Annotated in this window: 15 protein-coding genes; 7 read left to right on the forward strand and 8 right to left on the reverse strand. The window is 56.2% G+C overall.

Annotated features, from left to right (window positions below):
• Positions 1-45 precede the first annotated feature (45 nt).
• The gene (gene cadR / locus EAW52_RS16215; protein ID WP_019364477.1) at positions 46-510 is read right to left on the reverse strand and encodes a Cd(II)/Pb(II)-responsive transcriptional regulator; all 465 of its coding nucleotides are present in this window, start codon (positions 508-510) and stop codon (positions 46-48) included.
• Between the two features lie 68 nt (positions 511-578).
• Between cadR and EAW52_RS16220 the strand changes: the two genes are divergently transcribed.
• The 3 genes from EAW52_RS16220 (at position 579) to tsaA (ending at position 3,906) form a co-directional block, all read left to right on the forward strand.
• A complete protein-coding gene (locus tag EAW52_RS16220; protein WP_256680614.1) occupies positions 579-2,816 on the forward strand; it encodes a heavy metal translocating P-type ATPase in 2,238 nt (745 codons plus the stop codon).
• A 77-nt stretch (positions 2,817-2,893) separates the two neighbouring features.
• Positions 2,894-3,157 (forward strand): hypothetical protein, encoded by a 264-nt coding sequence (locus tag EAW52_RS16225; protein ID WP_010797436.1) that lies wholly within the window; start codon positions 2,894-2,896, stop codon positions 3,155-3,157.
• Between the two features lie 47 nt (positions 3,158-3,204).
• Positions 3,205-3,906: a tRNA (N6-threonylcarbamoyladenosine(37)-N6)-methyltransferase TrmO gene (gene tsaA, locus EAW52_RS16230; protein ID WP_122043227.1), complete on the forward strand. Its 702-nt coding sequence runs from the start codon at positions 3,205-3,207 to the stop codon at positions 3,904-3,906.
• Between the two features lie 94 nt (positions 3,907-4,000).
• On the opposite strand, the gene fpr is transcribed toward tsaA, so the two are convergent.
• Entirely contained in the window at positions 4,001-4,780 is a 780-nt protein-coding gene (fpr, locus tag EAW52_RS16235; RefSeq protein ID WP_122043228.1) for a ferredoxin-NADP reductase, read from the reverse strand.
• Between the two features lie 196 nt (positions 4,781-4,976).
• Here fpr and EAW52_RS16240 point away from each other — a divergent pair, with 196 nt between their 5' ends.
• Positions 4,977-5,924, forward strand: a complete 948-nt coding sequence (locus EAW52_RS16240) for a LysR family transcriptional regulator (RefSeq protein WP_019364472.1) — start codon at positions 4,977-4,979, stop codon at positions 5,922-5,924.
• On the opposite strand, the gene EAW52_RS16245 is transcribed toward EAW52_RS16240, so the two are convergent.
• Positions 5,908-6,288: a diacylglycerol kinase gene (locus EAW52_RS16245; protein ID WP_010797432.1), complete on the reverse strand. Its 381-nt coding sequence runs from the start codon at positions 6,286-6,288 to the stop codon at positions 5,908-5,910. The genes EAW52_RS16240 and EAW52_RS16245 overlap by 17 nt on opposite strands.
• 55 nt (positions 6,289-6,343) lie before the next feature.
• Complete coding sequence (gene erdR / locus EAW52_RS16250; RefSeq protein ID WP_010797431.1) at positions 6,344-6,991, reverse strand: response regulator transcription factor ErdR; 648 nt, start codon at positions 6,989-6,991, stop codon at positions 6,344-6,346.
• 153 nt (positions 6,992-7,144) lie between these two features.
• Between erdR and EAW52_RS16255 the strand changes: the two genes are divergently transcribed.
• Positions 7,145-8,044: a DMT family transporter gene (locus EAW52_RS16255; protein ID WP_122043229.1), complete on the forward strand. Its 900-nt coding sequence runs from the start codon at positions 7,145-7,147 to the stop codon at positions 8,042-8,044.
• Here EAW52_RS16255 and EAW52_RS16260 read toward each other — a convergent pair whose 3' ends face one another.
• Positions 8,045-8,803 carry a tRNA-uridine aminocarboxypropyltransferase gene (locus tag EAW52_RS16260; RefSeq protein ID WP_122044831.1) on the reverse strand — a complete coding sequence of 253 codons (759 nt, stop codon included), beginning with the start codon at positions 8,801-8,803 and terminating at the stop codon, positions 8,045-8,047. It abuts the gene before it with no gap.
• A gap of 175 nt (positions 8,804-8,978) precedes the next feature.
• Here EAW52_RS16260 and EAW52_RS16265 point away from each other — a divergent pair, with 175 nt between their 5' ends.
• Positions 8,979-9,383: a quorum-sensing-regulated virulence factor family protein gene (locus EAW52_RS16265; protein ID WP_010797428.1), complete on the forward strand. Its 405-nt coding sequence runs from the start codon at positions 8,979-8,981 to the stop codon at positions 9,381-9,383.
• A 147-nt stretch (positions 9,384-9,530) separates the two neighbouring features.
• Positions 9,531-10,607 carry a TIGR00730 family Rossman fold protein gene (locus EAW52_RS16270; RefSeq protein ID WP_122043230.1) on the forward strand — a complete coding sequence of 359 codons (1,077 nt, stop codon included), beginning with the start codon at positions 9,531-9,533 and terminating at the stop codon, positions 10,605-10,607.
• A 28-nt stretch (positions 10,608-10,635) separates the two neighbouring features.
• Here the strand turns inward: EAW52_RS16270 and recX are convergent, their stop codons facing one another.
• The 3 genes from recX to EAW52_RS16285 all read right to left on the reverse strand — a co-directional run bounded on the left by recX (position 10,636) and on the right by EAW52_RS16285 (position 12,807).
• Positions 10,636-11,100, reverse strand: a complete 465-nt coding sequence (gene recX / locus EAW52_RS16275; protein ID WP_010797426.1) for a recombination regulator RecX — start codon at positions 11,098-11,100, stop codon at positions 10,636-10,638.
• A gap of 74 nt (positions 11,101-11,174) precedes the next feature.
• A complete protein-coding gene (gene recA, locus EAW52_RS16280) occupies positions 11,175-12,221 on the reverse strand; it encodes a recombinase RecA (RefSeq protein ID WP_122043231.1) in 1,047 nt (348 codons plus the stop codon).
• Positions 12,222-12,330: 109 nt separating this feature from the next.
• A complete protein-coding gene (locus EAW52_RS16285) occupies positions 12,331-12,807 on the reverse strand; it encodes a CinA family protein (RefSeq protein WP_122043232.1) in 477 nt (158 codons plus the stop codon).
• Between the last annotated feature and the right edge of the window lie 44 nt (positions 12,808-12,851).

Below are 12,851 nucleotides of genomic sequence, written 5' to 3' on the forward strand. Positions count from 1 at the left end.
ATTGCAGGGCTTTTTTTATGGGTGCCCTATGCCGACCGGCCTACCCTATCGTCTGTGCACTCCTGGCACATGGTCATGCCCCGCATGGCTACAGGCCTCCTCGATCGCTGAAGGTCCGGCGGGTTGTTGCAGCTCCCGAATGATGCCGCATACATCGCTGGATACCTTGCCTGAGCATTGCTGACGCAACGCCATGAGCTGTCTGCGCAGTTCGGTCAACTCTCGAATGCGTACCTCCACATGATGAATATGGTCCTCGATCAGATCATTGACCCGACAGCAGTCCGGCTCAGGCTGATCCCGCAATTGTAACAGGGAACGGATCTCGTCCTGTGTCATGTCCAAAGAGCGGCAATGCCGAACAAAGGTCAATCGCTCCAGATGGGCCTCGCTGTATTGACGGTAGTTTCCCGCGCTGCGAACAGGCGCTGGCAGCAGTCCCTCACGCTCGTAATACCGAATGGTTTCCACGGAACATCCCGTTCGGCTGGCCAATTCACCTATTTTCATAACGCCTCCTTGACCCTGTAGTAGCTACAGGGTGTGCAATGACAACCCTAACGTCAATGGAGGTTGTCATGGCGCATGATTCATCCTGTTGCGGACCCAAACCATCGTCCTGCTATAAGCCTCAGGCAAAGACCTGCTGCAGCAGCCACTCAAAGACTTTGCTTGAGTCCGACCTTCTACCGGATATTACCGAGCCCGAGGTGCTTGATCACTCCAAGTGGACAAGCCTGCGTATCGATGCCATGGATTGTCCGACTGAAGAGAAGCTGATCCGTGATGCATTCGCCAAGCTGAAGGCGGTCGAGGCATTGGAATTCAACCTGATTCAGCGCAGCCTACGTGTTCGCCACCGCTACCCCGATGCTGAACCGCTAAAGACCCAGATCAATCGGCTGGGCATGCAGGCTGTTGAACTGAAAGGTGATGAGCAAGCCCCTGCAGTACCAGCGGCAAAACCCTGGTGGCCGCTGGGCCTGGGCTTGGCTACCGCCCTGGCAGCCGAAGTTTGTGAGTGGCTGGGTATTGTGCCTGAGTTCGTCATAGCATTCCTGGCATTGGCCGCCATTGCCCTAGCTGGTCTACCGGCGTATCGCAAAGGTTGGATCGCTATCAGGCAGCGCACTCTTAACATCAATGCATTGATGAGCATTGCGGTGACCGGCGCCCTGTTAATTGGCCACTGGCCTGAAGCGGCCATGGTCAGCGTACTGTTTGCCATCGCTGAAGTGATCGAGGCACGCTCATTGGACCGTGCCCGCAATGCCATCCAGGGATTACTGGCACTGACACCAGAAAACGCAACCGTACGACAGGCAGATGGTACTTGGGCAACACTGCCAGCCAAACAGGTCCAACCCGGCGCGCTCATCCGGGTAAGACCGGGTGAGCGAATTGCATTGGATGGAGAGGTGGAATCCGGTCAGTCAGGTGTCAACCAGGCGCCTATTACAGGCGAAAGCCTGCCAGTCGACAAGACTCCCGGCGATACCGTGTTTGCCGGCACCATCAATGGTGAGGGCAGCCTGGAGTATCGTGTTACCCATCGAGCCAACGAAAGTACCCTGGCTCGCATTATCCACGCCGTAGAGCAGGCTCAAAGCGCCCGTGCACCTACTCAACGATTTGTAGATCACTTTTCTCGCTTGTATACGCCAGCGGTTGTTCTCATTGCCGTTGCGGTTGCCCTGTTGCCTCCCCTGCTGGGTTGGGGAGGTTGGCTGGAGTGGCTATATAAAGGGCTGGTATTGCTTGTTATTGCCTGCCCATGCGCCTTGGTCATCTCAACACCGGTCACAATTGTCAGCGGGCTTTCGGCTGCCGCACGACGTGGCATCTTGGTGAAAGGTGGGACATTTCTTGAGCAAGGCCGCCAGCTTGAGTGGATTGCCCTCGACAAGACCGGCACGCTTACTGAGGGTAAGCCGCAGTTGGTCGACCGCATCGTACTCACCGGACTGAAGAGTCAGGCATTGGAATGGGCGGCCAGTTTGTCCTCGCGCTCAGACCATCCCGCTTCACAGGCTCTGAGCCATGCTCTTTTGCAAGAAGGTACTGCCTTAAAGGACGTACAGGATTTCTCGGCCTGGGCAGGACAAGGCGTGCAAGGCCGTATAGAGGATCAGCTCTACTTTCTGGGTAATCGCCGCCTGCTGGAGCGCGAAGGGCTGGCCTCCGAGAATCTACGGCACCGTATCGAATCGCTTGAGCAGACAGGTCAAAGTGTGGTGGCGCTTGCCCATCAACAGGAGGTACTGGCGCTATTCATCATTGCTGATCAAGTAAAGGAAACCAGCCAGAGCGCTGTCGCAGCACTTCATGCGTTAGGCATAAAAACCCTGGTGCTCAGTGGCGATAATCCTCACAGCGTAGACCGTATTGCCGGTCAGGTAGGCATCGATGAAGCGCATGGCTCGTTACTGCCCGAAGACAAGCTTTCGATTTTGGAGCAAAAACAACGGAGCGGTGCTGTGATCGGTATGGTTGGCGATGGCATCAACGACGCCCCTGCTCTGGCTCGGGCTAACATTGGTTTTGCCATGGGCGCCGCCGGTACCGATACGGCTATCGAAACGGCAGACGTGGCACTGATGGATGACGATTTGCGCAAACTACCGGACTTCATTCGCCTCTCCCGTAGCACGCACCGCATTCTCATGCAGAATATTGCACTAGCCTTGGGAATCAAGGCGATATTCTTGGCGTTGACGATCATGGGCGAGGCCACGCTCTGGATGGCTGTCTTCGCCGACATGGGTACCAGCCTGCTTGTGGTTGCAAACGGCCTGCGACTGATTCGACATCATTGATGGATGACCGCCGACACGCTGTTGGAACTCACCTGCCGAAGAGCGCTCTGCATAAGGTCTATCAGCAGGAATGTTTCATGGATTACATCGATTTATTGCAATGGCCAGCCATGGCCGTGACCCTGATCGCGGCGTGGCTGGTTGCTTCCCAACGTGAAAACCGCCGAAACCTTGGATTCTGGTGCTTTCTTGCCAGCAATGGATTATGGATCACCTGGGGCCTGCATACACAGGCGTATGCCTTGATCGTTTTGCAACTGGGGCTGGCATTCATGAATATCCGTGGTGTTCGCCGTAACCAGCTTAATACTTCAAAGGCTATGCGTGAGAGTCATACTTGAGGCAGACAGGCTAAAATAGCCAGCCTGTCTCCCTTATGACGCTCCCCATGACTTATAGCGTTTCCCCTATCGGCTATATCCGCTCTTGTTTCAAGGAGAAGTTCGCCATCCCTCGCCAGCCCCATTTGGCTCCGGCTGCCCGAGGTGTATTGGAGTTTGTGCCGCCGTTCGACCACCCGGATGCTGTACAGGGGCTGGAATACGTCAGTCATGTCTGGCTGCTGTTCCTCTTTCACCAGACATTGGAAGAGAAACCGCGTCTTAAAGTACGTCCTCCCCGCCTGGGCGGGAACCGTTCCCTGGGTGTCTTTGCGACGCGTGCCACTCACCGTCCCAATGGTATTGGGCAATCTGTGGTAACACTGGACGCTATCGAGCCGGGCCGGCTCATGCTGTCAGGTATCGATCTACTGGACGGTACCCCGGTGCTGGACATCAAGCCTTACGTGCCCTACGCCGATGCAATTCCAACTGCCTTTAATACCATAGCCAGTGCACCTCCCGATGGGATTCCGGTCCTCTGGACACACGAAGCCCGCGTGCAGGCGGAGCAGCATGGAAAGCGTCTGAACGAGCCATTGGCCGCTCTGATTGAGCAATGCCTGACTCAGGACCCTCGCCCGGCTTATCAAATCCCGCCGCCTGACCGCCGTTATGGTGTTCGCCTATGGGATGTAGACGTCCATTGGCATTATCCGGAGCCCAATGTCATCCGTATTCTGGATATCGAGCGTGCAGATAATGACTGAGTCTGGGTCAAACAGCTTTTCTGCGCCTGATCAGCCCTTACCGTAGACACAAAAAACCCGCCTCCAGGGCGGGTTTCGATAACGCGGGTAACGCTTACTTCTCGACGAACGCGCGCTCGATCAGGTAGTCACCCGGATCACCCATACGTGGAGAGATGGTCAGACCAAACTCGTTCAGTACTTCGCTGGTTTCGTCCAGCATGCTAGGGCTGCCGCAAATCATCGCACGGTCGTCCTGAGGATTGATCGGAGGCAGGCCGATATCTTCAAATAACTTGCCGCTGCGCATCAGGTCGGTCTGACGGCCCATGTTGCGGAATTCTTCACGCGTCACCAGCGGATAATAGATCAGCTTTTCGCGAACCATATCGCCAAAGTATTCATGCTCAGGCAGTACGTTGGTGATGAAGTCGGCATAGGCCAGTTCATTTACATAACGTACACCGTGAACCAGAATCACCTTATCGAAACGCTCATAGGTTTCCGGATCCTGAATGGTGCTCAGGAACGGCGCCATGCCGGTGCCGGTGGATAGCAGATAAAGGTGCTTGCCAGGCTTCAGGTCGCTCAGAATCAGCGTACCGGTAGGCTTGCGGCTAACCATGAGGTTATCGCCTTCCTTCAGGTGCTGCAGGCGGGAGGTCAGCGGACCATCCGGAACCTTGATGCTGAAAAATTCCAGGTGCTCTTCATAGTTGGGGCTGGCGATACTGTAGGCGCGCATCAGCGGACGGCCGCCTTCGGTTTCCAGTCCGATCATGACGAACTGGCCATTCTCGAAACGCAGCCCCGGATTACGGGTCGTCTTGAAGCTGAACAGTGTATCGTTCCAGTGGTGAACGCTCAGGACGCGCTCGGTGTACAGATTACTCATGAAAAACTCCTAATCACCTGCCCAAAGACGCTGATGCCCGGCTCTGTCTCGCGGAGGCGGGACTACCTGCACGTGTGACCGCTCTGGATCGGGTTTGACAAAAGGACGCGACCAAGCGCATTTGCGCGGCATTTTATATAACGCAAGAATATCCGTAAAATGAATAATTCGGATATCGGTTATCCAGTGAGCAGATATGAGATTCACGTTGCGTCAACTCGAAGTCTTCGTCGGCGTCGCCCGCCTGGAAAGTGTTTCCCGCGCGGCAGAGACGCTTGCGCTCTCACAATCGGCAACCAGCACGGCCTTGGGAGAGCTAGAGCGTCAGTTCGACTGCAAACTCTTTGACCGTGCAGGCAAACGGCTGACCCTCAATGCCTTGGGCCGCCAGTTATTGCCCAAGGCAGTTGCCTTGCTCGACCGCAGCGATGAAATCGAGAACCTGCTACGGGGCAAGACCGGATTCGGCTCACTGGAGGTTGGCGCCACGCTCACCATTGGTAACTATCTGGCTACGCTTCTGCTGGGTGATTTCATGCAACGTCATCCCGATTGCCGGGTGCGCCTGCATGTTCACAACACGGCGCATATCGTACAGCGCGTGGCTAACCATGATATTGATCTAGGGCTGATTGAGGGGGATTGCCAGGACGCGGATATTGAAGTCCACCCTTGGATTGAAGATGAGCTGGTAATCTTTTGTGCTCCGCAACATTCTTTAGCCAACCATCCAACGGTAGGTCTGGAAGAGCTGATTGATCAGGCCTGGATTCTTCGGGAGCAAGGCTCCGGTACCCGCCTGACGTTTGATCAGGCCATGCGTCATCATGCGGCGCCCCTGAATATTCGCCTGGAACTGGAGCATACAGAGGCCATTATTCGGGCAGTGGAATCAGGTCTAGGTATTGGTTGCATCTCGAGGCTTGCCCTGCGCGATGCCTTCGAGCGCGGCAGTCTTGTCCCAATCGAAACTCCCAGCCTGGATTTGCGTCGTCAGTTCTGTTTTATCTGGCACCGCCAGAAATACCAGACGGCAGCCATGACCGAATTCCTGGCACTGTGTCGCAAGCTTACCGAGGGTATTGCACGTAGCGACCAGATCTTGCTGGCCCCCTTCAAGGAGCGTGCTACCCCAGCAGAATGATCGACCAGACGGCTGCAATCATCCACATTGCCACGAATTGAGCCGCACTGCCCAAGTCCTTGGCGTTCTTGGACAACTCATGCCACTCCAGCGAGACGCGGTCCACCACGGCTTCGATAGCAGCATTGAACAGCTCGACAATCAGCGAAAGCAGGCAGACCCCCACCATGATCGCCCGCTCGCCTCGCGATACATCCAACCAAAAGGCCAGCGGGATCAGGATGCAGCTCATCAGCACCAGCGAGCGGAAGGCAGCCTCCCCTTTGAAAGCCACCTTCAGACCGGCCAGGGAATAGCCTGTAGCCTTGATGACACGTTTAAGGCCGGTCTTGCCTTTATAGGGAGAAATCACACCAGGCTCCATGCAGTGACTCGATAGAAGACTAGCCTGTAGCGTGTCGAAAAAGCGTGAAAACTCATCAGCCTGGAGTTGATTCGAGCTGTTGCAGCAACAGGGCAGCCTGCGTTCGGGTTCTCACACCCAATTTACGGAAGATCGCCGTTACATGCGCTTTTACTGTGGCTTCCGACACGCTGAGTTCATAGGCAATCTGCTTGTTCAACAGGCCATCGCATACCATGGTCAGCACCCTGAACTGCTGGGGCGTCAGGCTGGATAATCCGGCCTTCGCAGCCTTGGCTTCTTCGCTGAGGTTCGCAGCACCCTCTCCTTGGGCCGGCCACCAGGTATCACCATCCAGCACAAGGCGTACGGCTTGCTGGATCGTTTCCAGATCGCTGGATTTAGGTATGAAACCACTGGCACCGAACTCCCGTGCGCGCTGCACTACAGCGGCGTCTTCCTGAGCAGAGACCATGACCACCGGAATCTGTGGGTATTGCCCGCGCAGCAGCACCAGTCCGGAAAAACCATAGGCGCCCGGCATGTTGAGGTCGAGCAGGACCAGATCCCAGTCAGTCTTGTGCGCCAGCTGAGCCTCGAGTTCGGCGATACTTGCCGCTTCCACCAGCTGTGCCTGCTGCCCCAAGCCAAGCGTCAAGGCTTGCTGCAGGGCGCTACGGAACAGCGGATGATCATCCGCGATGAGGATCTGATAGGCGGCCATCGGTAAATTGGTCCTTATTATGATTCTGTAATTTCAGCGGCTCAGAATGCCGAGCGTCCGACGACGGGTCAAGGCACTTTGCGACCATAATCACAGGGTTCCCAAAGTCACAGCCATCCGGCAGAGTGGCGGCTTTTGCCAAGCGAGCCTGTCATGCGTACCCAAGCCCTGCGTGCCGATGTTCTCATGCTGATCACAGCCATGATTTGGGGGAGCGCCTTTATTGCACAGCGCGCCGGCATGGACTCCATCGGTCCGTTCCTCTTTACGGGACTTCGCTTTGCATTGGGTGCACTGACTCTGATTCCAGTCCTGCTGGTGCTGCATCGCCGCGCCAGAACACCGATTAGCCTCGACCGTCGCGTAGTGGTCGGCGGCTGCCTGATGGGTCTGCTGCTTTCCATTGGCATCAACTTCCAACAAGTGGGCCTGCTATTCACATCCGTGACCAACTCCGGTTTCATCACCGGACTCTATGTGATTGTAGTCCCCATTCTGGGTTTGCTGTTTGGCGAACGCACCGGCAGAGGCACCTGGCTAGGCGCCTGCCTGGCTGTGGCAGGCATGTGCCTGCTTAGCATAGGCGAGAATTTTAAGGTAGCTTCCGGCGATTGGCTGCAACTGGCCGGCGCCTTTGCCTGGGGAGCGCATGTGCTGGTCGTAGGGCATTTTGCGAGCCGCCATGATCCGATGCTACTGTCTATCCTTCAGTTCGCATTCTGTGCAGCGGTCAGCCTGACGCTGGCATTGCTGTTCGAGCCGATTCAGACCCAGGGTATTCTTCAGGCTGCTCCCACGCTGCTGTATGGTGGCATCATAGCTGCCGGCATCGGTTATACGCTGCAGGTTGTTGCACAGCGCGACGCCATTGCCTCCCATGCGGCTATCATTTTCTCACTTGAAGCCGTCTTTGCGGCCTTTTTTGGCGCCTGGCTGCTGGACGAGTCGCTTACCGTCCGCGGCTATCTGGGCTGTGCGCTCATGTTTGCCGGCATGCTGGTTGCGCAGCTCTGGCCCAGAAAGGCCGTGGTCGAGCCCAAGGTGACCAACTGATCAGAAGAATGCGGCAACGAAGGGCTGCAGCCGTTGATGAGCCAGGCTGAGCGGATCCGTCTGGCGATTCTGTTTGGCATTGAGATAACGCTCGCTGAATACATCCAGATACGCATCAAGCGCCGCCGCCGCCCTATTCTCACCCGCCAGCTCCAGACAAAGCGCAGCCACTTCTGCCGTACAGAGGTGCTCGCCTCGTGTGGAGCGTCGCAGCCGATACCGGGAAAGCTCTTCAGGGCTTAGGCTGAGTACTGGCAGGCTATCCAAATAAGGACTTTTGCGAAACATCTTTCGTGCCTCCGTCCAGGTAGCATCCAGCAGGACGAATAAAGGTCGCTTGCCCTGAATGGGCTCCACTGTTTGCACGACTCGCTCAGGCGTCGAATACTCGGCCGGAAATACGAGATAAGGTTGCCATTGAGGATCGCCCAGTACGGCCAGTAGTGCGTCATCTACATCCGTTCTCGACCAGCCAAAGGCACAGCTGTCACTGACCACATCGGCAATCAGCCATCCGGTATTGCTTGGCTTGAGTGGCTCTACATCATGCATGATCAGGCACATGCCTGCCGCGCATTCGACCGCAGGTCGCCACTCGCAGAAACAGTGAGGCAACGCAAGGCGACAACCCTCACAGCGTTGAACGCGGGATCCACGGGCAACAAAAGGTTTGCTGCTGCGCGCCAGACGATCATGACGCAGCCGGGCAACGGCATTCAGCGGATGGGAAGAGGAATTGGCAGAGCGGATATAAGGCATGAGAAGTACTGCGTGATTTACGCGGGCAAGTTTAACAAAGGCTGTCCAGAACACATCTGGCATTTTGAAAGCGCCGACCACAGGAGTACCCTTTGCGCACCGCAATTAGCCTTTGCTTGCGAACATCACGGCTGCCCTGCGGTCGAAGCGAGCCTGATCTACGTTGGAGAGTTCAATGCTGCGTTATACTGCCCTCGCCCTTTGCTTCATCCTTCCTGCAGCGGCCCAGGCGGCCTCACTGAAAGAACAAGAACTGTCGCAGATGCTGCAAAAGGTCGCGAAAGAAAGCAGCGTGGGGACTCCGCGCGCTATCAATGAAGACATTCTTGACCGTGGTTATACCGTTGAAGGGCGCCAGCTCATCAATCATTTGAGTGTACGTGCCAGCCATGCGCATCAGATGGAAGCCAACCCGGCGACGGTACGCACCCAGCTGGCCGCCAGTGTCTGCCGCAACACCGGCTACCGCCAGTTGTTAGCCCGTGGCGCCATGTTGGTGTACAGCTTTACCGAATACCAGAGCAATCGCCCGGTTGCGAACGAGCGCTTCGAAGCAGCCGATTGCGGTCTGAGCAAGTAAGCTTCCTTTGCCATGCCGCGTCTGGCATGGCCATTCAAGACAGGCATTTGCCTTTCTTACTCCGCGCCACGACTATGCTAAAGGCAAGGTAATCGCTGCCTGGAATGGCAGCTTGATTACACAGCAGTGGCTACCAGGAGTATGCAGATGAACCCAGACGCACAAGACGACTATCTGTCTCGTCATGTACAGGTCAGTGCCGAAGACCTTTCCCAAAAGATTGATGAGCTGCTGGCTCATACCGTTCCGGCCAACAGTCCCAATCTGTCTCTGTATCGCGACATGCTGTTGACCGTGGTTCGCATGGCTCAGGCAGACCGCAACCGCTGGGATGCCAAGATCATGATGCAAACCATGCGGGAGATGGAAAATGCCTTTCGTTATCTTGAGCAATACAAGCGGCGGCGCAAGGTAACGGTTTTCGGATCAGCCCGTACGGCCGTGGATCATGAACTCTATGTGTTGGCCCGCACACTCGGCTCAGCCCTCGCTCAGCGCGACATGATGGTCATCACTGGAGCAGGTGGCGGTATCATGGCCGCAGCACACGAAGGTGCCGGCCTGGACAACAGCCTGGGCTTCAACATTACCCTGCCTTTTGAACAACGGGCCAACCAAACCATGGACGGCACCGATCACCTGCTGTCCTTTCACTTCTTCTACGTACGCAAGCTGTTTTTTCTCAAGGAAGCCGATGCACTTGTGCTCTGCCCTGGCGGATTTGGCACTCTGGACGAAACCTTTGAAGTCCTTACGCTGATACAAACCGGTAAAAGCCCTCTCGTACCCGTCGTGCTACTGGATACACCTGAGGGTACGTTCTGGAAGGATGCGGTCAGTTTTCTGAAAAAGAACCTGGCGGATGAGCGCTATATCCTGCCCAAAGACCTGAAACTAGCAACGCTGGTGCATACTGCGGAAGAGGCAGCAGAGATCATCAGCCGGTTCTACAGCAACTTTCATTCGACACGCTGGCTGAACGGTCAATTCGTGATGCGTCTGAACCATGCCCTAACATCCGAGGCGCTGGCGCATATCGATACGCACTTTGCGGACCTGTGCAAGAGCGGGCACTTCACTCAGCAAGCCTCGAGCAAAACCAACATCGACGAACCGGAATTTGCTCACCTGAGCCAGCTTTCCTTCAACTTCAACGGCCGCGATTATGGGCGCCTGCGCGAGTTGGTGGATTCACTGAACGATCCACAACATTGGCTACGCTGATCGAGAGGCGTTAGCCGGGCCCGCCCTATCAGTCATCTGGCGCGCCACGCAGCAATCGACTGACGCTGTCGATGGAGAAACCGCGGTAGCTCAAGAAACGTCCCTGCTGTGCGCGTTCCTTAGCGTCAGCGGGGCGCTTGCCTTTAAATTTGCGTTGCCAGACATCACGTAAATGGGCTGACCAGTCTTCCTCACACTCCGATAGCGCCTGTTCGATATCAGCACGGGCAAGACCGCGCTGGGCCAATTCCTCACGGATACGAACAGGTCCATAACCCGCCCGGGCACGACTTGCGATATAGCTGCCCAGATAACGTGTCTCGCTCAGCAGCCCCTCTTCGGCCAGGCGATCCAGGGCTGCGTTGATCAGCTCATCCGGCGCCCCCCGCTTGCGCAACTTGCGAACCAGCTCTTGTCGTCCATGCTCTCGGCGGGCCAGTAGATCCATGGCTGCCAGGCGAACAGCCGCTGGGGTATCGAGTTCAATAGGCATTCAAACGCCCCGTAAAAATATCAGGCTGAAATAAAAAAGCCCTCGCACGGCGAGGGCTTTTATCAGGCAGAGCCTTAGAAGTCAGCGTCAGCGCCCGCTTCGGCTTCTTCAGTGGCTGCCCCTTTAACCGGGGCCTGGCTTAGAAGCTTTTCGCGAATGCTCTTGTCGAGCGCATTACGTACTTCAAGGTTCTCTTCCAGGAACTTGGCCGCGTTAGCCTTACCCTGGCCAATCTTGGTTCCTTGGTAGCTATACCAGGCACCTGACTTTTCAACCAGACCCAGCTGTACGCCCAGATCAATGATCTCGCCGTTACGGTAAATGCCCTTGCCGTACAGAATCTGGAACTCGGCCTGACGGAACGGCGGAGCTACCTTGTTCTTCACGACCTTGACGCGGGTCTCGCTACCTACCACCTCGTCCCCTTCCTTCACCGCACCGGTACGGCGGATATCTAGACGGACCGAGGAGTAGAACTTCAACGCGTTACCACCAGTTGTAGTTTCCGGGTTGCCAAACATCACCCCGATCTTCATACGGATCTGGTTGATGAAAATAACCAGGCAGTTGGCGGTCTTGATATTGCCGGTGATCTTGCGCAGCGCCTGAGACATCAGACGCGCCTGCAGACCTACGTGCATATCACCCATTTCGCCTTCGATTTCCGCCTTGGGCACCAGGGCGGCTACGGAGTCGACAATGATCACGTCTACAGCATTGGAGCGCACCAGCATGTCGGTGATTTCCAGCGCCTGTTCACCGGTATCCGGCTGGGAAACCAGCAGGTCGTCAACATTGACGCCCAGCTTGCTGGCATAATCCGGATCCAGCGCATGCTCTGCATCAACGAAGGCACAGGTTGCGCCCTGCTTTTGCGCTTCAGCAATGACGGACAGGGTCAAGGTAGTTTTACCCGACGATTCCGGACCGTAGATTTCTACGATACGGCCCTTGGGCAGACCGCCGATTCCCAGGGCGATATCGAGGCCGAGCGAACCGGTGGAAATGGCCGGAATTGCCTGACGCTCATGATCACCCATGCGCATAACTGCGCCTTTGCCAAACTGACGCTCAATTTGACCCAAGGCCGCGGCCAGGGCGCGCTTTTTGTTGTCGTCCATTAAAATCCTCTCGCAAGAAGGTAGGCCAGACGGCCGTGGAAAGCACTGTATATGTGAACAGTATTAAAGCACAAGAAGGGCTCGCTGGCTACCTTTCGATGCGATTTTCTCATGCCGAAATTCGCAATAATCCATCCAGTGCAGCCGCAACGGTTTGAGCCCTGATAGCCGCTCTGTCGCCAGGAAAAAGACGTTTCTCGCTGTAGATGCCAGAGCCGTTTCCCCACGCCAGCCAGACCGTCCCTACAGGCTTTTCCGGGGAGCCGCCACCCGGACCTGCGATACCGCTGACCGCAACGGCGAACCGGGCCCCGCTGCGTGCCTGTGCACCTCGGACCATGGCCTCGACAACCGCCTGACTGACAGCGCCTACCTCCATGAACAAGTGATCCGGCACATCCAGCTGGGCCGTCTTCTGGGCATTGGAATACGTCACAAATCCCGCTTCGAACCAGGCAGAGCTGCCCGCTACGCGGGTAATGGCTTCGGCAATACCGCCGCCGGTGCAGGACTCGGCAGTTACGACCTGTGCCTTCAATGCCGATAACCGTTTGCCCAGCTCAGCTGATAACTCATCGATAGTCATTGTGTGGCCCTGAGAAGATGGCGAGGCGAAACCTTTATTGTACA

The organism is Pseudomonas sp. LTJR-52 (assembly GCF_003691465.1).
Lineage (GTDB): Bacteria > Pseudomonadota > Gammaproteobacteria > Pseudomonadales > Pseudomonadaceae > Chryseomonas > Chryseomonas luteola.